Here is a 21258-nt window from a genome sequence, read left to right on the forward strand (position 1 = left end):
CGTGGCGCTATCGGAGACTTTTTCTGGTGAGATTGGACAGTGCCAGCGCCGGGGGTGGTTGTTAGGCTCAACCCCCACAGCACATCCAATAAGAATTAAAAGCAATGAAGCTGACATTTCTCCTGTTGCTGCTTTGTGCAGTGGCCCCGACGGCGTGGGGCTGGTCGAACCACACGGTGGGCAGCTATCTGGCGTTGCAGGAACTGCCGGCCTTGCGTGATGCGCCGCCGGTAGAGGTTGAGCCGCTGGAGCGCTTTCTCACCGAGCAGTATCCAGCCGTGGTGGCACTACTGGAGCAACAGGAAAGCTTCGCCCGCGAGCACTTCGCCCAGTACCCGCCGCGCCCCGACAATCTGCAGCTGCCCGCCGTGCCAGGTGACAATCTGCGCCACGACTTTCTCACTGCGTTGCGGCTCAATCCGCGCATTTATCTGGCGATGGTCATTCAGCCGCTGCCGGGTCAAGACATGCCCGAGCGCGAACATCTCAGTGCCGATCAGGTGATGGTCGAGCAGACGCTTTCGCCATGGAATCGTCAGCGTTTTATTCGCGTGGTGGACGGCGAAAAAGTCGCGGCGCTGGCGGTATTGGCGAGTGCCGCCGACGAGCCGGACTACGGCCACGACATCAACCTGTTCAGTGACAACCTCGGCGAGGTCGGCGCGCTGTACGGCTTCGGCGCGCAGCCGTTTGGCGATGCGCGTTTTCAGTACAGCTCGCAGGCGCCGTTCCACATGGGCTTTTTCCATGAGAGCCCGGTGGTGTATGCAGCCGCCGGATTTCTTCAGCGCAGTTGGCCCGACTGGCGTGCCTATCAGTACATGGGCCTGGCGCGACTGGCCTTCGCCACGGGTCATCCCTACTGGGGCTACCGCTTTCTTGGTTGGGGCGTGCACCACGTGCAGGACCTCACTCAGCCCTATCACGCCAAGCCATTGCCCGGGGTCGAGCTGCCCAGCCTGTTGTTGCTGGAAGGCAAGGCGCTGGCCGGTTTTGCGGATGACAAACAAGCCTCCATCGAACGCGTCGCCACCCGCCACATGGAAATCGAGAAGTACCAGGCGACCTGGCTGCGGCGCCTGCTACGAGCCGGTCAGCCGCATCCGATGCTCGCTGCCTACGCCGATGTGGCGCAGGACAAAAGGTATCCGCCGTACTCGGTGGACTACTTGCGCGACGTGGTCAGCGCCGAGTCGGTCGACGACGCCGCCGCGTTTGATGCAGCCATCGGTCAATGGCTGGAGACGGCGCCTGTGACCAGCGATTTCAGCAGCGGCAATCAGTTGCAGCGCGAGACGTTCGAGCATCCGGCGCTCAATCAGCAGTTGTTCAGATTGCTCGGGCATTTCGGCGCGCACAGCCGGATGTATGTGAGCGCCGGACTGGCGCCCCGGCCATAGCGGTATTGCACCCCACAACAATAAAACCAGGGAAAGAGGAACAGATCATGAAAGCTCGATTTCGCCTGTCTGGCGTAGCGCTCCCCGGCGTCGGTCTGGCAGGGCTGCTGCAACTGTGCGCAGTTGATGGCGTGCAGGCCAAGGAGTTCAGCGTGCTGGACAATCAGGTCACCGGTTCGATCGACACGACCCTGTCCTATGGCCGTTTGTGGCGGGTGCAGGGCCGTGACAAGAACAACGATGACGTCAACACCAACGACGGCAATCGCAACTTCGACACCGGGCTGGTTTCCGAGGTGTACAAGATCACCTCGGAGCTGGAAGCCAACTATCAGAACTATGGGATGTTCCTGCGCGGCACTGCGTTCTACGACACGCAGTTGATGGATAAGCGCAACGATTACTACCGCAACAACAACCCGTCGCAACCGAGCCAGAGCTACCCGCAGGACGATCGCTTCACCAGCCAGACCCGCGACATCGCCGGCAGCCGGATCGAGATGCTCGACGCTTATGTCTACGGCAACTGGGACGTCGCGCAGATGCCGGTCACCGCACGGGTCGGGCGCCAGGTGTTCAACTGGGGCGAGGGGATTTTCTATCGCGGCGGGATCAACACCACCAACCCGGTGGACGCCGCCAAGTACCGTTTGCCGGGCGCCGAGGTCAAGGAAGTGCTGATGCCGGTGGAAGCGCTCAGCTTCAACATCGGCCTCACCGATTCGCTGACCATGGAAAGTTTCTACCAGACCAACTGGAAGGAAACCCGCATCGATCCGGTCGGCACCTTCTACTCGCAGAGCGACCTGTTCGCCGATGGCGGCAATACCGCTTACAACAACTTCAGCGGCACGGCGCTCGATACTCCGGTGCCGGGTTTTGGCAACGTCATCGGCCTGTACAGCGCACTGGGCAACAACCCGTTGCTCGGTCCGGCGCTGAAAAGCACCGGCCTCTACGCCAATGGCGTGACCCCGGCCTACGGCAACACGCTCAAGGTGGCGTCGATCGGCAAGGACTACAACGCGCGCAACGATGGCCAGTTCGGCTTTGCCTTTCGCTACATCGCCGAGCGACTCAACAGCACCGAGTTCGGCCTGTACATGGTCAACTACCATGCCAAGGAACCGACCATCGCCGCTGACCTCGGTGGCTACAAGGGTATCGACATGAATGCCCTGACCAACATGCTGTCCAGCGTTGCCGGCAGTCAGGCCGGGGCACTGGCCAACGGTCTCGCCACCGCCGACGTCATGGGCAACATCCAGGCGCATCGGCGTTATGCCGAAGACATCCGCATGTACGGCTTCAGCTTCAACACCACCCTGGGCCAGGCCTCGGTGTTCGGCGAAATTGCCTATCGACCGAACCTGCCGATCGGCATTGCCGCGACCAACGATCTGATCGGCGACCTGGCCAACGGCGCGGCTACAGCGGTGACCGGCAAGGCAGTCAATGTCGGTGGGCAGATGGTCACCCTCGACAGCGAGATCAACAACGCCGAACGCGTCGAAGCATTCAACACCTCGCTGGGCAGCATCTACAACTTCGGCCCGACGCTGTCGTTCGACTCGATGTTCGGCATCTTCGAACTGGCCTCCGAACACCTGCGCGGCAGCAGCCTGCAATACACCGCCTATGACGGCAGCACGCGTTACTACGCGGGCACCGGCAACACCTCATATGTCTCTGGCGGTGATCGTGACGATCAGGTCAACCGCAACTCCTACAGCTACACGGTGATGTTCAACGGCACCTGGAACGACGTGTATGCCGGGGTCAACGTCTCGCCCTACGTCGTCTACAAGGACGACTTCAAGGGCAACAGCTATCAGGCCGGCAACACCATCGAAGGGCGCAAGGCCTACACCCTGGGGGTCAAGGCCAACTATCAGAACAAGCTCGAGGCCGAGGTGCAATACACCAACTTCTGGGGCGGCGGGCAGAACAACGGCATTCGTGACCGCGACAACGTCGGGTTCAACCTCAAGTATTTCTTGTGAGTTCTACACGAGATTTCAGCAACACCTCATCCCCCCTGTGGGAGCGAGCCTGCTCGCGAAGAGGCAGGCACATTCAACATTGATGTCGACTGATACACCGCTTTCGCGAGCAGGCTCGCTCCCACAGGTTTTTGTACTTTGGAGAAGATCATGTTTCACACTTCAAGCATGACCCGGATTTCGCTGGCGCTTGTTCTGGGCCTGACCGCCGGCAGCGCGCTTGCCGCGATCACCCCGCAACAAGCCGAACAACTGAAAACCACCCTCACGCCGATGGGCGCCGAGCGTGCGGGCAACGCCGCCGGCACCATTCCGGCCTGGACCGGTGGCATCACTCAGGCGCCGGCCGGCTACAAACCGGGTCAGCACCACCCGGACCCGTACGCCGCGGACAAGCCGCTGTTCGTCATCACCAAGGCCAATCTGGATCAGTACAAAACCCATCTCAGTCCCGGGCAGATCGCGCTGTTCAACAGCTACCCCGACACGTTCCAGATGCCGGTCTATCCGTCGCGTCGTTCGGGTTCGGCGCCGCAGTGGCTGTACGACAACACCCTCAAGAACGCGACCTCGGCCAAGCTGCTGGAGGGCGGCAGCGGGTTCGCCGATGCCTACGGCGGCGTGCCGTTCCCGGTGCCCAAGGACGGCGTCGAAGTGCTGTGGAACCACATCACCCGTTATCGCGGCATCTACGTGGTACGCCGCGCGTCCGAAGCCCCGGTGCAGCGCAACGGCAGCTTTGCCCTGGTCACCTCGCAGCAGGAAGCGCTGTTCAACTTCTACCGTCCCGGCGGCCAGTACGCCGACCTGAAGAACATCCTGTTCTATTACCTTGCCTTCGTGAAAAGCCCGGCGCGACTGGCCGGCGGTGCGGCGCTGGTGCACGAGATGCTCGATCAGCTCAAGGACCCGCGTCAGGCCTGGGTCTACGACGCCGGCCAACGCCGCGTGCGCCGTGCGCCGAACCTTGCGTATGACACGCCGATCGCCTCGTCCGATGGTCTGCGTACCGCGGACGATACCGACCTGTTCAACGGCTCGCCGGACCGCTACGACTGGAAGCTCAAGGGCAAGCAGGAAATCTACATCCCCTACAACAACTACAAGGTCGGCAGCCCCGACGTGAAGTACGCGCAACTGCTCACCCCGGGCCACCTCAACCCGCAATTCACCCGCTATGAGCTGCACCGCGTATGGGTGGTCGAAGGCAACCTCAAGCCGGGCGCGCGGCATATCTATTCCAGGCGCGTGCTGTTTCTCGACGAGGACAGCTGGGGCGCGGCGCTGGTCGATCAATACGACGGGCGCGGGGAGTTGTGGCGGGTGTCGATGGCCTACCTGAAAAACTTCTATGACCTGCCGACCACCTGGAGTGCTTTGGACGTGTTCCACGACCTGCAGGCTCGTCGTTACTACGTGCAGAACCTCGACAACGAAGAAGCCTCCACCGTGGACTTCTCGCAACCGGTGCCGGAAGACGCGTACTTCATGCCGTCGGCGTTGCGCCAGCGCGGCACGCGGTAATCCAGAATGAGCCTATTACGGGCGCTTTAATTACTATCGAGTCTGAAGACCTGTCATTTATGACAGGTCTTTTATGAAGGGGCCTGCTGCATGCTTAGCCGATTCCAACCATTCGGTTGAGAGTCAACGGGAGGTACGCATCATGGCCGTCAATGGCACCATGAAGGGCCGGATCGAAGAATATCGACTTAATGATAATGAGCTGATTGCCACATTGGATTTTGTGTCGAGTCGAGTGGGGCGAATCGATTACGAAGACATGCAAGTCTATGGTGATATGACCTCGCCCAGGCAGATAGGCATGGGCTTCAACCTGGTTGATAAAGACCAGCCAAGTGGCACCTTTGAATTCCCGAAGGATGGAGGAAAAGTCAAAAGAATCTGGTATTCCAATACTTTGGGTGGCCATGTTTATCATGCTCGCCAAGGTGTCGTGGTGCTGCAGAACCATGCGCCGGCTGAAGTGAGGATCAACGGTAAACTGACGTTCACCACAGATCAGTTTGACGGCAGCTACTTCAAGGTCGATGTCACTTATGCAATCGATGGCATGGGTGAAATGACCTGAATTTGCTGATGCTATTGCTGCCACTCGACACGTGAAGGACTTTCAGCTTTCAGGGGTGGGAGTGATTAAGCCGTGGGTGGCGGGAGCGTCGGGGTGGGGGGATGGGACTGACGCCATCGCGAGCCGGCGAAGGCCTGCAGGGGATCGGCGTTGTTCACATAATCTGTGATCAACGCCGTACCTGTGGGAGCGAGCCTGCTCGCGAATCGATCTTTCATTTACCGCAAAGCGAAGGTCAGACGCGGAAGTGGCTGACCATCTGCTGCAACTGACCACCCAGGCGCGCCAGCTCAACGCTGGAGGCTGCGGTCTCGTCGCTGGCGGCGGCGGTCTGTTCCGACACGTCGCGCACGTTGATGATGCTGCGGCTGATCTCTTCGGCCACGGCGCTTTGCTGTTCGGCAGCGGCGGCGATCTGCTGGTTCATCGACTGGATGTTCGACACCGTGCGGGTGATGCTTTCCAGTGACAAGCCAGCCTTGCGGGTCAGGGCCACGCTGCTGTCGGTCAAGGCGCGACTGTTGTTCATCACGGCCGAAACCTGCTGAGTACCGTTCTGCAGACCGGCGACCAGGCCTTCGATTTCCTCGGTGGACTTCTGTGTGCGCTGGGCCAGGCCACGGACCTCGTCGGCAACCACGGCAAAACCACGACCGGCTTCACCGGCGCGTGCTGCTTCAATCGCCGCGTTGAGCGCCAGCAGGTTGGTCTGTTCGGCCACGGCCTTGATCACGTCCATGACGCTGCCGATCTTGTCGCTTTCCTGTTGCAGCACGCTCATGGCTTCGGTGGAACGTACCACTTCGCTGGCCAGACGCTCGATCTGCGCGATGGCTTCATTCACCACCTTGTCGCCTTCACGGGCTTCGCCATCTGCGGCGGCAGCGGCTTGCGACGCTTCTTCGGCGTTGCGCGCGACTTCCTGCACGGTGGCAGTCATCTCGTGCATGGCGGTCGCCACCTGATCGGTCTCGACCTTCTGGCTGTTCACGCCGGCGCTGGTCTGCTCGGTCACGGCGGAGAGTTCTTCGGCGGCGCTGGCGATCTGGGTGACGCCGTCGCGGATGCCGCTGATCAGATCGCGCAGGGTCACGCCCATGCGTGCGATGCCTTGTTGCAGCACACCAAGTTCGTCGCGGCGGGTGACGGTGACGTTCTGGGTCAGGTCGCCGCTGGCAATGCGCTCGACCACGGCCAGGGTTTCTTGCAACGGACGGGTGATCTGACGGGTGATGATCACGGCGGCAATCACACCGACCAGCAGCGCCAGCAGGGTGCTGATCAACTGGAAAGTACGGGCCTGTGCGCTTTCGATGTCGCGACGGTCGAGCTGGATCTGGTACAGCTGCTCGCTGGTGGTGACGATCGCGGCGCCCTGATCGGTCATCTCTTTACGCGCCTGCACGGCTTCGCTGTTGGCGTTCTTGTACGCCTGCAACGCGCTGCGATAGTTGCTCAGGGCGGTTTCCAGCTGACGCAGGGCGTCTTGTTGAGTCGCGGCGAAATGCACGTTCAGTTGCTTGAGGCTGGCAATCGCCACGTCCAGTTGGCCGACGGCTTTCTGCTCGGTTTCGGCGTTGGTGGTGGCGGTGTAGCCGCGCACTTCATAGCGCGCCAGGATGAACGCTTCCTTGGCTTCGGTGATGGCCTGGAACTGTTCGAAACGCTGTTCGCTCATGTCCATCTGACGGACGCGGTTGCTGATCGACTCGATCAGGTTGTAAGCGGTCTCGGCATTGGTGCTCATGACGTCGCGCGCACTGTTGCCGGTGCGGTAGGCGTTGCGCATCTTGTTCAGCGACGTCTGGTATTCGGCGATGGTCGCCGCCTGCTCTTTCAGCAGCTTGACGTTTTCCGGACTCTTGAACTTGTTGATCAGCGCTTGCTGTTGCGCGGCAAAGCTTTCGAGGGTGGTTTGTACATTCTGCGCGGCGGTTTCGTCGCCGTTGGTCAGCATGTATTGCAGGCGGACTACGCGCAGCTTGGTCAGGCCGGCGTTGAGCTGGGTGATGTCGCTCATCCAGTTGCTGCGGTCGATCAGACCGCCGAGACTGGTCCAGCCGGTCAGGGCGAGGACGCAGGTCAGGGCCAGTACCAGGCCGAAGCCCAGACCCAATTTCATGTTCACGCTGATGTTGCCGAACCAGCTATTCATCACAATTCCTCCAGGAACGTAGAGCTTCTTGATCGTCGGTCAGGCTGGAAGATTGTTGTTTTTTTGAGCCAGCAAGGGTGTTAGCAGGACTGTATCGGCCGCAAACACGAGAGCTGAAAGGATTTTGTCCGACGGAATTTGTAACAAGGCTCCTCAAGATTTTTTTCACAATCGTTTCACCGAGCACTTACGTGCGCTTCTCTACCCTCGCCGCATCGTATTGACTGTGATGCATGCCGGCGAGGCGGCCCGATGTGGAATTGAGACTGAGTCTGTTCGGCGTCAAACGCTCGATCTCCCTGAGTGGATTGACCCGATATCGCAATACCTGGGTCGTGCTCGGCGCCTTGCTGCTGGTGATTCCGCTGACCCTGTGGCTGCTCGCCCCGGCAGCGGTGCCGGACCTGGCCCATGGCAACGTCTCCGGTGCCAAGGCGCTGGCGGCCGGGTGGGCCAAGGGCGACATGATTGTGCTGGTGCGTCATGTCGAGCGCTGCGACCACTCCCCGGCGCCGTGCCTGAGCGGCGATGACGGCATCACCGACCGCTCGCGCAGCGTTGCGGTCAGTGTCGGCGCGCAGTTCGAGCATCTGGGCCTGGACCACGCCGATATCTATAACAGCCCGATGTTGCGCACCGTGCAGACCGCCGGTTACATGTTCAACCGTGCGGCCACCGGCGAAGACTGGCTGATCAGCTGCAAGGGCCGCATCTTGCAGGAAGCGCTGGCGCACAAGCTCCCGGGCCGCAATCTGATCCTGGTGACCCACAGCGAATGCATGGCGGAGCTGGAAAAGGACCTGGACGTACCGGTTTCCGACCCTGGCTACGGTTCTTCGCTGTTCATTTCCGCCGCGAATAAAGCGGCCCCGCGCATGCTGGGTTTCATCGAAGCCTCTGACTGGCACTCAGTCACCACCCGATGAACTGACGTTTCCATCCCGTCAGCACAAACAAAACCCGCCAGTGACGGCGGGTTTTTTATTGTCTGGCGTTTAGGGTTTCAGTAGCCGACGAAGTAGTACGCCTGCCGTCCGACCATCATGGTCTTGAGCACTTTGAGTGGCGCGGCGGGTTCGCTGTCTGCCGAGATCACCGCGACGTTCGACGGTGAGGCGCTGAGGAAGTCGTGCAGTTGCGCGTCGGTATCCAGCCCTTTGAGCACGCGCTGTGTGTAGAACACGCTGGCGCCGCCGACCCGCTCATTGGCTTGGAACAGCGCCACCTGCTGGCCGTTGGCTTGCAGGGTCTGAATATGTTCGGTCAGCGGCAGGAACGACAGTTCCTTATCGGCGTTGGGCAAGGCCCACTGTGCGGCGCCCAGGTAGCTGGCGATCACCACGGTGAGCAAGCCAGCAGCAATCGCCTGACGATGGCGGGCGACTTTTCCGATAAACCGGTCGGCCGTTTCATGCGCCTGCAAGCGATCGAACAACACTCGTGCATACTCGGCGGCAATCACCGCCGCGGCCGGGGTCATCGACATCAGGTACACCGTGCGCTTGCTGGAGGCCAGGGTCAGCATGATGAACTGCGCCACGATCCACAGGCTGAAAAACAGCAGGTAACGGTTGGCTTTCAGTTCCTTGCGAAAATGCCACAGGCCCAGGTACACCAGAATGTTCCACGGCAGGAACGCTTCCGGCAGTTTGGCCAGGTAGTAGTAGAACGGCTCGTAGTGGCCGGCTTCGACGAACGAGCCGCTGAAGCGACCGACACTGTTGGTCAGCAGCACTTCAGCGACGGCGTGCGAGCCTCCGCGCTGATAGAGCACGGCGAGCCAGATCAGCAACGGAATCAGGCCCACGGCCGTGAGCAGGCCGGGACGCAGCCAGGCGCCGATCTTCAGGCGTCTATCGATCAGGTTGTCGGCCAGCAGATAGGCGAAAATCACCACCCCCGGCATTGCCAGTCCGAGCACGCCTTTGCTCAAGGTGGCGATGGCAATCCCGACGATAAACAGCAGCGAGTTGCCCGCGTTCGGTGCGCGTTGCGCCTGAAAGAACGCCAGCAGCGCCGTGGTCACGCCGAGCGCCAGCAGCGCATCCTCGCCGACCCCGCGCACGTTGCTCCAGTAGCTGGCCATGGTCGCCAGCAGAATCCCCGCCGTCCACGCGACCGCTTTCGGCCGTCCGAAGCGGCGCAGCATGCCGTACAGCAGCATCACGCTGAGCAGCCCGGCCACCGCCGACGCCAGCCGCACCGCCCACGGCGAAACGCCGAACACGCGCATGGCGCCGGCGTCCAGCCACAGGCTCAGGGGTGGTTTTTCCAGAAAGGGCTCGCCGAACAGGCGCGGCGTCACCCAGTCATCGTCCAGGTGCATCTCCATGGCGATCCCGGCCACGCGGGCCTCGGTGGAGCCTTGCAACTGGTGGTTGCCCAGGGCGAAAAAGAACAGCAGGGCGGCAAGTAGAAACAGCGAAGTGGCGGCACGCGGCATGGGTTTCAGGCAACCGGAAAGGGCAGGAGCCTTGAGCATACTTCGCCAATGCTTAACAAATTGTGAAACTCACGCCAGTTGTCGCGACCAACGCTTGTCCGGCGTTTCGAACAACGGGTTGATCAGCGCCGTCAGCACATGGTCCTGCCAGCGGCCGGCGATGTTCAGGTAGGCCTTGGCGTAGCCTTCGCGCTCGAAACCCAGGCGCTCCAGCAGGCGTGCACTGCGCTCGTTGCCGGGCATGTAGTTGGCCATGATCCGGTGCAGGTTCTGGGTGTCGAACATGTAGCCGATGCCAGCTTCCAGGCCTTCCTGCATCAGGCCCTGGCCCTGATGTGCGTGGTCGATGTGATAACCCAGATAACAGGCCTGAAACGCACCGCGAATGATCCCGCTGAAGTTGCACGCGCCGATCATCTGTTGGCCGTCCGGCGTCAGCAGGGCGAAATGCATCGCCAGCCCGGCCTCGTAGGCACTGGCCTGAACCTCGAGGCGTCGGCGAATCTGTTCGGTGGAAAAGTATTCGGTGGTGCGAATCGGCGACCAAGGCGCGAGGTGGCGCTGGTTGCGTGCATAGAAGTCACTTTCCAGTTCGGCGTGGCCCGGGGCCAGGATGGCGAGCGTCAGACGTTGGCAGGGCAGGCTCAGCAGTGACATCGGGCGCTCCGGTTGGCAAGGTCAGGGACAGGATTGCCCACAGGGTGGAAAAAAACAAACCGCACTGGCTAATGCCGATCAGTTAAGCGCAGATCCCCTGTGGGAGCGGACTTGCTCGCGAAAGCGGTGGGGCAGTCAACATCAATGTTTGCTGGGCCGACGTCTTCGCGAGCAAGCCCGCTCCCACAATTGATCTTCGTGGCTTTGAGCATTGAGTTCGTTTAACTGATCGGCATTAACCGCGCTGGCGCCCTGTAAATTTCTCTGGTTGAGTGCACAGGGTGGTATCGAGTGCGGCATTTCTGCAATTGGAGGAACAAGCAATGGAATTTGCATTGACGGTGAACGGGCTGGCGCTGCGTGTTCGCTCGCCGGACCCCGCGCTGGTTAACCCGGTGCGCGAGGCGTTGAACGCCAGTTACCGCGAGCATGCGCCCTTTCTGGAGTGGGCGGTCGAACATACCAGTGAAGAGCGGGCACTGTCGTCGATGTTGCAAGCACGGAAAGATTTCGCCAGCGAGTCCGGTGAGCGGCGGCTGTTCATCGTGACCGAAGACGGTCGAGCCGTCGTTGGCTGCATCGGTCTGATACCGCGTCGGCGCCAGCGTTACGTCGTCGGCTATTGGGCCAACAGCGCGTTTGCCGGCAAGGGCTACATGCGCGAAGTGCTGACGCAATTGGTCAGGCGCTGGCCTGATTTCACCTTTTACCTGACCACCTCATCGGCCAACACCCGCAGTCAGCGTCTGGCTGAAGCGGCGGGGTTTGCGCTGATCAGGGTTCACCGGCGGGCGCGGCAGTCGCCACAGCATGGCGTGCAGGACACTTGGGTGTATCGCTTCGGCGCCGAACGACGGGCAAAAAAAAGCCCGCGGGAGAGCGCGGGCGAACCGTAGTTTCTTGAATGAGCGAGCGGACTGTACCGTGTTGATCGAACCGGAGCAGTGAAGAAAAATTCATCTCGGCGGCGACGGCGCTGGAACCCTTCAAGGCAAGTGATCCGCGGCAAAATCGGCTTCCGAACGTGCCCGCAAGCGGCCCTTGCGACAGGCCTCCTGAAAACGTTCGAAGTCGCGTTCGTTCTGCGCGGTATAACTGCGCGCATATTTGAACAGCGCGTCGGCCAAGGCATTACCTTTGCCGATGTAGCCGCTGATCAGCGCCGCATTCCCCGAAGCCTTGGCGTGAGCGCGGGCCAGCGCGCGACCGCAGACCCGGGCATAAGCGGCGAACGTTTCGGCGTCGAAGTTTTCCAGCTCGGCGGAAATCTTCATGTCGCGCAATTGCCGCACATAGAAATGCCGACCGCTGGGGCCGGTGGTCCACCCGAGAAACAGATCACTGGCCGACTGCATCAGGCGTTGTCCTTCGACCACACGCTGACCTTCATGGCGGGTTCGGGATTTGGCTTTCACATAATCCGCGAGCACCGAGCGCCGCGCTTCCTTGAACTGTAGAAACAACGGGAACTCCTGATCGTCGGTAAGCAACGCCACCAGACACCGCGTGCCGACGCTGCCGACACCCACCACCTTGAACGCCAGGTCCTGCACGTGAAACCGTGACAGCAATTCCCGCCGGTCAGCCTGCAGCGTGGTTCGGTAATCCCGCATGAACGTGTCGAACAACGGCCGCCAGTCCGCCAGCCGCAACCAGTCATCATCGGCGTCGAGCAGCGTGGTGTTTTTGTGCAGGTGGAAAATTTCCGGCAGGTCGTCGCGAATGATCAGCCGCCCGTTGGCGTCGCGCTCACTGATTTTCGGCAGCAACTCGGCATGGGTCCGCCGCTCGGCTTTTTCGACGGCACGCTGCACATGTTCCAGCGCACTTTTGCGCGCCTGATCGAGCAAGTCTTCGTACTTGATCGATTCGTACCAGGTTTCCAGCGCACTCTGTTCGGCGCACTCCAACACCGTTGCCTGATAGGCGCCGACCATCTGCCGACAGACGTCCTCTTCAACCGACTCACCATGGCGCAGATCCCGCGCCGCCACCACAAAACTTGCTGCCAGGCGCTTCACATCCCATTCCCAGGGGCCGGGATGCGCCTCGTCGAAATCATTGACGCTGAACAACAGATTGCGCTCCGGCGTGGCAAACCCACCGAAATTCATCAAATGCGCATCACCACAGATCGGCCCGACCAGCCCCATGTTCGCCGTGCCCGACAAGTCATGCGCCTGCACCAGCGCATTACCGCGAAAGAAAGTGAAGGGCGACACAAGCATCCGCCCATAACGCAACTCCACCAACGACGCGACGCGGCCCTGGCTTGAGGCCTTGATCAGCGGAATCGGATCGCGATTCATCTTGCCGGTGGTCGCCTGCGAGCCGCGCGAGCATTGCTTGCGCGCGTCCTTGCCTTGCTTCATGCGGTCTTGGAGGTTGGTCATGGGGGCTCGTCGTGGCAGTGGGGGCGGTGTGAGTGTAGAAGTGCTTTGGGGGTTTATCCGCAGACGTTGCACGATGTGGGCAACAGCGCAGACATAAAAAAGCCCGGCATTCAGCCGGGCTTCTTGGCGGTATTCGGGTTACGCCTGTTTGGTCTCGGCTTCCTGGATGTCCGATCTTCAGGGAGCTGTTCACACAATTCTCACCTGTGTTGCGCGATGATGACTGCCGGTATTCCATCGCCCCGAGCGAGTGTTCCCATCATGAATATGAGTGTTCCCATCATGAATATGAGTGTTCTCTACGCTTTGATTGCGGCGGCGCTGTTCGGCGCCAGTACGCCACTCGCCAAATTGTTGGGGCTACAGACGTCGCCGATTCTGCTCGCCGGCTTGCTCTATCTGGGCAGCGGTCTGGGCTTGACCGTCCTGCGTTTTGCCCGCGATCGAGGCTGGCAGCCTTCCGGGCTTCAAAATGGTGAATGGCCGTGGCTGATCGGCGCCATCGGCTTCGGCGGGGTGCTGGCACCGGTGGCGCTGATGTTCGGGTTGACCCGAACGTCCGGCGCCAGCGCGTCACTGATGCTCAATCTGGAATCGGTGCTCACGGCACTGCTGGCGTGGGTGGTGTTCAAGGAGAACGCCGACCGGCGCATCGTGATCGGCATGCTTGCCATCGTGGCCGGCGGTGTCGTGCTGTCATGGCCGCAGGAGGCGATGTCGGCGCATGACTGGAGCGGGCCGCTGGCTGTCGCCTTCGCCTGCTTTTGCTGGGCCATCGACAACAACCTGACGCGCAAAGTCTCTGCCTCGGATGCACTGTTCATCGCCGGTAGCAAAGGCCTGGTGGCGGGGCTGGTCAACTGCGCCCTGGCCTTGTTCATCGGCACGCAACTGCCCGCCGCCAGCTCGCTGGTGCCGATCATGCTGGTCGGCTTTCTCGGCTACGGCGTCAGCCTGGTGATGTTCGTCCTCGCCCTGCGCGGACTGGGCAGCGCGCGCACCGGCGCGTACTTTTCCACCGCGCCATTCCTGGGGGCAGGCATCTCGATTCTGCTGCTCGGCGAGTCGGTATCGCTGATGTTCCTGCTCGCGGCCGCATTAATGGTCTTCGGGGTATGGATTCACCTGATGGAAAACCATGCTCATGAGCATCAGCACGAACCGCTTGAACACGATCATCGGCATACACACGATGAGCATCACCAGCATACGCATGGGTTTGAGTGGGATGGGGTAGAGCCGCATAGGCATCCGCATGTGCATACGCCGATGCGGCACAGTCATGCACATTTTCCGGATGTGCATCATCGGCATGAGCATTGATCGGGTGTGTCGGGGGATGGGTTTTCGGCGGTAAGCGCTGGAGTGGAACGGTCAGATGCGACAAAGCCCGCACTAGGCGGGCTTTGTCGTTGAGAGTTGGTGGAGCCGGGGGGATTTGAACCCCCGTCCGCCAGTGCTCCGCTGTCGGTACTACATGCGTAGCCGTGTCTATTAAGTTAACCCTCAGCGACCCGACGGGCAGGGTGCTTTGGGCGAGTTGTGTAAGTTTTAGCCGCTTCGTCCACAACGTACTGCACGGCGATTCTGTTCTATATGACAATCATTTCGGGTTTACAGACATCCCCTGATGATTGCTGGGCCCGAAGGCACCAGGAGTGCATGTCAGCTGCAATTAAGCAGCGAGAGCAGCACCGTATTGGTCGTCATTGGCAACTATAAGAAGTTGCAACAGTGGATTTACGACTTCTGTTACCAAGTCGGCATGCACCTAAAGTTTCGTCACCGGCGTCGAATCCTAATCGGCCCCGAACTCATTGCCTCGTACATCATGTGAGGCAACAAGCCTGTGCAGTGTACGCCAAACGGCCTGCAAGGCCAACCCGAAGGTTGGCCCGGGCGTGAATCAATTGTTGGTGCCGGTGGATTTGCGCAGCTCCAGGATGGTTTGCGAGGTTTCCGCAACGCAGTCATCGATCTTGCCCTGGGCTTTGAGCGCCTGAGCCTTGCTCACGCTGGCTTCTGCACGCTGACTGAGTTCCGGGTTCGCTGACAGCTGCCCCTTCGCATTGTTGATGGTCTGGATATTGGCATCGCACAGGTCGGCAGGTTTGTCGGCGGCGAACGAGGTGGAGGCCAGCATCGAGGCCGTCACGAACAGACCTAACAGTACAGAACGTTTCATGTGTATCTCCTTGAACTGAGGGATCCAGACTTCGCTGGCCGTCAGGACGGGCAACCGAGTGGAGGAAAAGCCCCGATTTTCGGGGCCCGTTCTGTGGACTACGGTGGCGCGCAAGGGTTCTATTTTTCTTCAGCAGGCCTTGGCCCGGGTCACCCGATCCACCAGATAGACCAGCCCGTGATAGTCGATCCCGCCGTGTTGCGTCAGGCCGATCTCACAGGTGCGGCTGGTAGAAATCCCCTCGCTGCAATGCTGCACCGCATCCTTGAGCGTACGCAGCGAATGGCTGTTCAGCTCCGGCGTGGTGAAACCCTTGTCACCGGCGAACCCGCAACAATGGATGCCTTCCGGGACGACCACGGTCTTGCTGCATTTGCGTGCCAGATCGATCAGCGCCTGGCTCTCGCCCAGATGCTGCGTGCTGCACGTCACGTGAACCGCAATCGGTGCTTCCTGCGGGGTGAAATCCAGGCGATCGAGAAGGTGCGTACGGATGAAGCGCACCGGGTCGTACAGATCCAGACGCACATCTCCCACGTCCTGAACCAGGCGCAGGGTGCACGGGCTGGTGTCGCAATAGATCGGATCAAGCCCGCCGCGACTGGCGTGAAGCAGCGCGCCGATCAGTTCCTGACGCTTGTGTTCTGCCTGTTCGGTATAGCCTTTGGAAGCGAAGGGCTGACCGCAGCAGAGGTTGTCCTGATTGTCCGGAAAGACCACCTGGTAACCAGCCTTTTCCAGCAGACCACGGGTCTTGTCGTAGAGCGACATCTGCTCCTTGTCACCCGCCGCCGGGCCCATGACCCGCGATACGCACGCCGCCAGATACACCACGCGCGGGCGCTCATCGGAGACACTCGGGCTGAAGCGAATGGCTTTTTCCGGTTGCGGCATCGCATTGGTCCACAGCGGCACCTGGCCTTTGGACAAGCGCGTCAGCGTCGCCGAAAATTTGCCCAGACGCGGTGCGCCGAGCAGCATCCGTGCGCCGTTGGCCACGTGCAGGGTGAAGCGTGCGCCTTGCAGAGTCTTGGCGAAATTTCCTTCGATCCAGTCAGCGGTTTTCTGATGCGTGGCGTGACGGGCGCGAAGTTTTTTCACCAACTCACCGGTGTTGATGCCGACCGGGCAACGCTGCGCGCACAGGCCAGTCGCTGCGCAGGTTTCGATGCCTTGGTATTCGTAGGCTTTTTCCAACTCGGCGGTGTCGACACCCGCGCGTTTTTTCGCCTGAATGTCGCGCCAGATCACGATACGTTGGCGTGGGCTGAGGGTCAGGCCTTTCGACGGGCAGACCGGTTCGCAGAAGCCGCATTCGATGCATTTGTCGACGATCTCGTCAGCCGCTGGCAACGGTTTCAGGTGCTTGAGGTGGATCTGCGGATCCTCGCTGAGCACCACGTTCGGGTTGAGGATGCCGTTGGGGTCGAGCAGGCGTTTGAGCTGCCACATCAACTGATAGGCGTCGCTACCCCATTCCAGTTCAACGAACGGCGCCATGTTGCGCCCGGTGCCATGTTCGGCCTTCAGCGAACCGCCGAACTCCACCGCCACCAGTTGCGCGACGTCGTCCATGAACGCCTGATAGCGTACGACTTCTTCCGGGCTGTTGAAGCCTTGAGTGAAGACGAAGTGCAGATTGCCTTCCAGTGCGTGTCCGAAAAGTATCGCTTCGTCGTAGGCATGTTTATCGAACAGTGCAATCAGGCGGTTTACGCCGATGGCCAGTTGCTCAACCGGGAAGGTCACGTCTTCGATGATCACCGTGGTGCCGGTTTTGCGCACGGCGCCGACCGCGGGGAAGGTGTCTTTGCGGATCGCCCAGAGTTTGGCGTTCTCAGTCGGGTCTTCGGTGAAGTCGACCTGCTTTTCGACCGCGAAGCCACTGAGCGATGCCATGATCTGCGCCAGTTGCTCCTGCAGCAAAGCGGAGGAGGCCGCGCGGGATTCGATCAGCAGGGCGCAGGCATTGTCCGACAGCTGTTGTACGAAATCAGGCATGCCCGGTTTGTCCTGCACCGAGCGCAGGCTGCGTCGGTCCAGCAGTTCCACGGCGGAGACCGGTTGGCTTTTCAGCACGGTAACGGCGTTGCAACAGGTTTCCACATCGGGAAAGACGATCAGTGCCGAAGCCTTGTTCGGGTGGTCGATCACCGTGTCGTAGGTCACCGCACTGATGAATCCAAGGGTACCTTCGGAGCCGACCAGCAGGTGACTCAAGATATCCACAGGCTCATCGAAGTCCACCAGCGCATTGAGCGACAGGCCGGTGGTATTTTTCAGACGGTATTTGTGGCGAATTCTGGCGGCCAGTTCGGCATTGGCGCGGGTCTCGCGGCCCAACGTCGCCAGGCGCTCCAGCAGTTCGCGGTGGCTTTCGCGAAAGGCTGCGACACTCGCGGCGTCTTCGGTGTCGAGTCGCGTACCGTCAGCCAGCACCAGACGAATCCCGGCCAGCGTGTGATAGGTGTTTTGCGCCGTGCCGCAGCACATGCCGCCGGCGTTGTTGGCGACGATGCCGCCGATCTTGCAGGCGTTGATCGATGCCGGGTCTGGGCCGATCTTGCGTCCGAACGGTGCCAGCCATGCGTTGGCCTGCGCGCCGATGACGCCCGGCTGCAGGCGGATTTGCATGCCTTGGCCGCGAATTTCGCGGGCGTTCCAGTTATCCCCAAGCACGATCAGCACCGAGTCGCTGATCGCTTGCCCGGAAAGGCTGGTGCCGGCGGCGCGAAAGGTCACCGGAACCTGATCGCGCTGGGCCAGTTTCAGCAACGCCACCACTTCGTCTTCGGATTCGACGCGGATCACCAGTTTGGGAATCAGCCGATAGAAGCTGGCATCGGTGCCGAAGGCCAGGGTCGACAATGGGTCATCAAAACGGCGCTCGGCCGGGATCAGTTGTTGCGCATCTCGCAGGAAAGTCGCCGGTAACGTCATTGGTCCTCCAGAATCAGAACCACCAGGTCTTTCGGGCCGTGTGCGCCATACGCCAGCACTTGTTCGATGTCGGCGGTTTTCGACGGGCCGGACACCAGCAGCGCATTGGTCGGCATGCCTTGCGCCCACTCGAATTCCTGTTGCACCTGATAGAAGTTATCGCGGATTTCGCTGGCCTTGAGCAGGGCGAAATGCACCGGTGGTACCAGGCTCATCAACCGCGGTTCTTCGCGGGTTGGCCAGAGGATCAGGCTACCGGTCGCGGCGATGGCACCGAGGGTGCCGGTGACGCTGGCCGGGGTGTCGTTGAACAGCTCGGCTTTCCACTCCTCCATCGGTCGGTCGTAGGATTTCAGTGCCGGCAGATCGGGATTGTTCGCCCAGTGTTGTGTGATGCGTTGACCGTGGGGCGTTGTCGGTGCGATCAGCAGGCTTGGCAGTTGGCGATCACGCAGCAATTGCGCGAGCAGCGCCGGCCAGTCTGCGCCAGTCGTCAGATGGATTTCGGTGTGCACCGCTTCCATCAGTTTGCGCAGTTGCGGGATGCGTTGTTCGGCGCTGTAGGTGTAAGGCTGCGTCACCAGGTCGACGTCGAAGTCGTCGGCAATCGGTGTGGCGCCGGTCAGACTTTTCCGTAGCTTGGCGAGGATATTTTGCTTGGCGCTCATCAGCGGTCTCCCTGTTTGGCCAGATGCTCGCGGGCCATGTCGTGCAGTGAGCGGGCAGCGGGTTTCGGTGCGCTGTGGTTTTGCGTCCACGGTCCGACATTACTTGGTGTCAGCGCACGCAGGCGTGTGGCGAAGAAGCCGAACAGTCGATACAGGGTCGGCGAGCTGTTGAGTTTCGCCCAGGCATTCCAGATGAAGCGTTCCTTGCGCGAATACTTGCTGCCCTGGCCGCGCATCACTTGATGCGGCGCGTCCGGGGCTTTGACGTTTTCTTCGCGAAGTCGGCGCAGAATTGCCGGGATCGGAATTTTCACCGGGCACACTTCACCGCAGGCACCGCACAGCGACGAAGCGCTCGGGTGATCCGGAACTTTCGCCAGGCCAACCATGTGCGGAGTGATGATTTTGCCGATGGGGCCTGGGTAAACCTCGCCGTAGGTGTGGCCGCCGACGCGGGTATAGACCGGGCAATGATTCATGCAGGCGCCGCAGCGGATGCAGTTCAGGGTCTGACGCAGTTCACTGTCGGCAAAGGCCTGGCTGCGACCGTTGTCGAGCAGCACCAGATGCACTTCCTGCGGGCCGTCAAGTTCATGTTCCTTGCGCGGGCCGGAGATCATGTTGACGTAGGTGGTGATCGGAATGCCCAGCGCCGAGCGGGTCAGCAGCGACAGCAGCGGCACCACGTCGCGCAGGTTTTCCACGACTTTTTCGATGCCGGTGACGGCGATGTGCACCGGGGGCACGGTGGTGGTCATGCGCCCGTTGCCTTCGTTTTCCACCAGCAACAGGGTGCCGGTCTCGGCGACGGCGAAGTTGACACCGGAGACGCCGATGTCTGCTTCGAAGAATTTCTGCCGCAGGACTCTGCGACCGATCTGAATGAGTTGGTCAACGTCCTTGGTGTATTCCACGCCAAGTTTGTCGTGGAACAAGGACGCGACCTGACCGGCATTCTTGTGGATCGCCGGCATAATGATGTGTGAAGGCTTCTCGTGGTCGAGCTGGACGATGTACTCCCCCATATCGGACTCCAGGCATTCAACACCTTGAGCCTCGAGGAAATGGTTCATCTCCATCTCTTCGCTGACCATCGATTTGCCCTTGATCACTTGCCGCGCCTCGTGAGCGCGGATGATCGACAAGACGATGCCATTGGCCTCGTCCACCGTTTCCGCCCAGTGCACTGTCACACCGTTGCGGGTCAGGTTCTGTTCCAGTTGCTCGAGCAGGTCGGGCAACTTGGAGAGCGCGCGGGCCCTGATCGAGTTGCCCAGGGCACGCAAGTGTTCTCTTTCGTGGGCATCGCTGAAAGCCGCGGCCCGCTTGGTCATCAGTGAATCCATGGCAGTGCGGAAGTTGTTCCGTAACTGCGCATCGCCCAAGGCATTGTGTGCCCGGGTGCGGAAATCCTCTTCTACGGCGACCGTAGGAATAATCGCGGAAGTGCTCATTGCGCACCTCCGGTTCGTTGCCACAGAAAGCTGGCGAGATGTTGCCCGCGCAGCGCTTCCTTTTGTTTCTCCAATGCGCCGTTGATGTTCATCAAACAGCCACAGTCGGCGCTCAATACCTTATGTGCGCCAGAGTCCTTCAACGCTTTGGTCTTGTCCGCCACCATCGCGCCGGATATGTCTGGCATACGGACGCTGAATGTCCCACCGAAGCCACAGCATTCGCTTTCGTGATCGTGGTTGACCCGCTCCACGTTGCTCAACTGCGCCAACAACTCGCGGCCGTGCAGGTGGGTATTCATTTCGCGCCGTGCCGAACACGACGTGTGCAGCGCGACTTTGACCGGCTCGCCGCTGTCCTTGAGCTGCACCTTGCAGACAAACAGCAGGAACTCGGCCAGTTCATAGGTGCGGGCCGCCAAGGCCTGCACCTGTTTCAACGTTTGCGGCTCGTCCTTGAACAAGTCGGCGTAATGCTCGCGCAGCATGCCCGCGCAGGAACCCGACGGCACCACCACCGGATAATCCCCGGCAAACAGCGCCAGTTGCGAGCGCGCGACCGTCCGCGCCTGCTCGGTGTAACCCGAGGTGTAGGCCGGTTGCCCGCAGCAGCTCTGCCCTTGCGGGTACTCGACCGTGATCCCTTCGCGCTCCAGCAAGTGGATCGCGTCCATCCCGGCTTCGGGGTAGAACAGGTCGACCACGCACGTACCGAACAGGTAGACCCGCGACGGTTTCTCGCTGGGGTATTGCCGAGGTTCGGGCAGTGGCGGTGCAACACGGGTCGCGTTTGGCACTGCGTTGTAAAAAAGCTCGCTCATCAGGCGTGTCTCCGGGTGGTCCCGGTTATCCGTCCGCTGAGGCTGCT

16 protein-coding genes, 1 other RNA gene and 1 pseudogene are annotated in these 21258 nt (G+C 60.8%); 7 read left to right on the plus strand and 11 right to left on the minus strand.

What is annotated here, in order from left to right:
* Nucleotides 1–104 precede the first annotated feature (104 nt).
* From AC1UK9_RS03885 to AC1UK9_RS03900, 4 genes are all read left to right on the plus strand, one after another.
* Nucleotides 105–1400 carry a phospholipase gene (locus AC1UK9_RS03885; protein ID WP_482579490.1) on the plus strand — a complete coding sequence of 432 codons (1296 nt, stop codon included), beginning with the start codon at nt 105–107 and terminating at the stop codon, nt 1398–1400.
* A gap of 47 nt (nt 1401–1447) precedes the next feature.
* Nucleotides 1448–3403, plus strand: coding sequence for a DUF1302 domain-containing protein (locus tag AC1UK9_RS03890; protein ID WP_482579491.1), 1956 nt, complete (start codon nt 1448–1450; stop codon nt 3401–3403).
* Nucleotides 3404–3553: 150 nt separating this feature from the next.
* Nucleotides 3554–4927 carry a DUF1329 domain-containing protein gene (locus AC1UK9_RS03895; protein WP_482579492.1) on the plus strand — a complete coding sequence of 458 codons (1374 nt, stop codon included), beginning with the start codon at nt 3554–3556 and terminating at the stop codon, nt 4925–4927.
* Nucleotides 4928–5069: 142 nt separating this feature from the next.
* A complete protein-coding gene (locus AC1UK9_RS03900; RefSeq protein WP_482579493.1) occupies nt 5070–5495 on the plus strand; it encodes a hypothetical protein in 426 nt (141 codons plus the stop codon).
* Between the two features lie 235 nt (nt 5496–5730).
* Here the strand turns inward: AC1UK9_RS03900 and AC1UK9_RS03905 are convergent, their stop codons facing one another.
* Together AC1UK9_RS03905 and AC1UK9_RS03910 are read right to left on the minus strand one after the other, a co-directional pair.
* A complete protein-coding gene (locus tag AC1UK9_RS03905; protein ID WP_371262359.1) occupies nt 5731–6594 on the minus strand; it encodes a methyl-accepting chemotaxis protein in 864 nt (287 codons plus the stop codon).
* Nucleotides 6595–6636: 42 nt separating this feature from the next.
* A pseudogene (locus AC1UK9_RS03910) lies at nt 6637–7650 on the minus strand (methyl-accepting chemotaxis protein); the annotation flags it as partial.
* 254 nt (nt 7651–7904) lie between these two features.
* Between AC1UK9_RS03910 and pmrG the strand changes: the two are divergent.
* On the plus strand, nt 7905–8576 hold the full coding sequence (pmrG, locus tag AC1UK9_RS03915) for a lipopolysaccharide core heptose(II)-phosphate phosphatase PmrG (protein WP_473014423.1): 672 nt from the start codon (nt 7905–7907) through the stop codon (nt 8574–8576).
* A gap of 77 nt (nt 8577–8653) precedes the next feature.
* Here the strand turns inward: pmrG and AC1UK9_RS03920 are convergent, their stop codons facing one another.
* A complete protein-coding gene (locus tag AC1UK9_RS03920) occupies nt 8654–10093 on the minus strand; it encodes an ArnT family glycosyltransferase (protein WP_482579494.1) in 1440 nt (479 codons plus the stop codon).
* 69 nt (nt 10094–10162) lie between these two features.
* Nucleotides 10163–10750 carry a ribosomal protein S5-alanine N-acetyltransferase gene (gene rimJ / locus AC1UK9_RS03925; RefSeq protein WP_482579495.1) on the minus strand — a complete coding sequence of 196 codons (588 nt, stop codon included), beginning with the start codon at nt 10748–10750 and terminating at the stop codon, nt 10163–10165.
* A gap of 323 nt (nt 10751–11073) precedes the next feature.
* Here rimJ and AC1UK9_RS03930 point away from each other — a divergent pair, with 323 nt between their 5' ends.
* On the plus strand, nt 11074–11646 hold the full coding sequence (locus AC1UK9_RS03930; RefSeq protein ID WP_482579496.1) for a GNAT family N-acetyltransferase: 573 nt from the start codon (nt 11074–11076) through the stop codon (nt 11644–11646).
* Between the two features lie 90 nt (nt 11647–11736).
* On the opposite strand, the gene AC1UK9_RS03935 is transcribed toward AC1UK9_RS03930, so the two are convergent.
* Nucleotides 11737–13143 (minus strand): DUF2252 domain-containing protein, encoded by a 1407-nt coding sequence (locus tag AC1UK9_RS03935; RefSeq protein ID WP_482579497.1) that lies wholly within the window; start codon nt 13141–13143, stop codon nt 11737–11739.
* Nucleotides 13144–13425: 282 nt separating this feature from the next.
* On the opposite strand from AC1UK9_RS03935, the gene AC1UK9_RS03940 reads away from it, so the two are divergent.
* A complete protein-coding gene (locus AC1UK9_RS03940) occupies nt 13426–14466 on the plus strand; it encodes a DMT family transporter (RefSeq protein WP_482579498.1) in 1041 nt (346 codons plus the stop codon).
* 97 nt (nt 14467–14563) lie between these two features.
* Here the strand turns inward: AC1UK9_RS03940 and ssrA are convergent.
* The 6 genes from ssrA to AC1UK9_RS03970 form a co-directional block, all read right to left on the minus strand.
* Nucleotides 14564–14953: a transfer-messenger RNA gene (gene ssrA / locus AC1UK9_RS03945) on the minus strand.
* A gap of 96 nt (nt 14954–15049) precedes the next feature.
* A complete protein-coding gene (locus AC1UK9_RS03950; RefSeq protein ID WP_025110473.1) occupies nt 15050–15328 on the minus strand; it encodes a hypothetical protein in 279 nt (92 codons plus the stop codon).
* A gap of 129 nt (nt 15329–15457) precedes the next feature.
* Nucleotides 15458–18268, minus strand: a complete 2811-nt coding sequence (locus AC1UK9_RS03955; protein ID WP_482579499.1) for an FAD-binding and (Fe-S)-binding domain-containing protein — start codon at nt 18266–18268, stop codon at nt 15458–15460.
* Nucleotides 18265–18936, minus strand: a complete 672-nt coding sequence (locus AC1UK9_RS03960) for a LutC/YkgG family protein (RefSeq protein WP_473014441.1) — start codon at nt 18934–18936, stop codon at nt 18265–18267. The genes AC1UK9_RS03955 and AC1UK9_RS03960 overlap by 4 nt, the downstream gene beginning before the upstream one ends.
* On the minus strand, nt 18936–20390 hold the full coding sequence (locus AC1UK9_RS03965; protein ID WP_473014442.1) for a LutB/LldF family L-lactate oxidation iron-sulfur protein: 1455 nt from the start codon (nt 20388–20390) through the stop codon (nt 18936–18938). Before AC1UK9_RS03965 ends, AC1UK9_RS03960 begins: the two co-directional genes overlap by 1 nt.
* Nucleotides 20387–21211, minus strand: coding sequence for a (Fe-S)-binding protein (locus tag AC1UK9_RS03970; RefSeq protein WP_320329641.1), 825 nt, complete (start codon nt 21209–21211; stop codon nt 20387–20389). The genes AC1UK9_RS03965 and AC1UK9_RS03970 overlap by 4 nt, the downstream gene beginning before the upstream one ends.
* Nucleotides 21212–21258: the final 47 nt, after the last annotated feature.

The sequence above is a fragment of the Pseudomonas sp. AK-TSAG1-1 genome (genome assembly GCF_056821665.1).

Excerpts from the sequence above, each read along its gene's own strand:
- AC1UK9_RS03885 (WP_482579490.1), top strand. The coding sequence starts at position 105 with ATGAAGCTGACATTTCTCCTGTTGCTGCTTTGTGCAGTGGCCCCGACG.
- AC1UK9_RS03890 (WP_482579491.1), top strand. The coding sequence starts at position 1,448 with ATGAAAGCTCGATTTCGCCTGTCTGGCGTAGCGCTCCCCGGCGTCGGT.
- AC1UK9_RS03895 (WP_482579492.1), top strand. The coding sequence starts at position 3,554 with ATGTTTCACACTTCAAGCATGACCCGGATTTCGCTGGCGCTTGTTCTG.
- AC1UK9_RS03900 (WP_482579493.1), top strand. The coding sequence starts at position 5,070 with ATGGCCGTCAATGGCACCATGAAGGGCCGGATCGAAGAATATCGACTT.
- AC1UK9_RS03905 (WP_371262359.1), bottom strand. The coding sequence starts at position 6,594 with ATGGGCGTGACCCTGCGCGATCTGATCAGCGGCATCCGCGACGGCGTC.
- AC1UK9_RS03920 (WP_482579494.1), bottom strand. The coding sequence starts at position 10,093 with ATGCCGCGTGCCGCCACTTCGCTGTTTCTACTTGCCGCCCTGCTGTTC.
- rimJ (WP_482579495.1), bottom strand. The coding sequence starts at position 10,750 with ATGTCACTGCTGAGCCTGCCCTGCCAACGTCTGACGCTCGCCATCCTG.
- AC1UK9_RS03930 (WP_482579496.1), top strand. The coding sequence starts at position 11,074 with ATGGAATTTGCATTGACGGTGAACGGGCTGGCGCTGCGTGTTCGCTCG.
- AC1UK9_RS03935 (WP_482579497.1), bottom strand. The coding sequence starts at position 13,143 with ATGACCAACCTCCAAGACCGCATGAAGCAAGGCAAGGACGCGCGCAAG.
- AC1UK9_RS03940 (WP_482579498.1), top strand. The coding sequence starts at position 13,426 with ATGAATATGAGTGTTCTCTACGCTTTGATTGCGGCGGCGCTGTTCGGC.
- AC1UK9_RS03950 (WP_025110473.1), bottom strand. The coding sequence starts at position 15,328 with ATGAAACGTTCTGTACTGTTAGGTCTGTTCGTGACGGCCTCGATGCTG.
- AC1UK9_RS03955 (WP_482579499.1), bottom strand. The coding sequence starts at position 18,268 with ATGACGTTACCGGCGACTTTCCTGCGAGATGCGCAACAACTGATCCCG.
- AC1UK9_RS03960 (WP_473014441.1), bottom strand. The coding sequence starts at position 18,936 with ATGAGCGCCAAGCAAAATATCCTCGCCAAGCTACGGAAAAGTCTGACC.
- AC1UK9_RS03965 (WP_473014442.1), bottom strand. The coding sequence starts at position 20,390 with ATGAGCACTTCCGCGATTATTCCTACGGTCGCCGTAGAAGAGGATTTC.
- AC1UK9_RS03970 (WP_320329641.1), bottom strand. The coding sequence starts at position 21,211 with ATGAGCGAGCTTTTTTACAACGCAGTGCCAAACGCGACCCGTGTTGCA.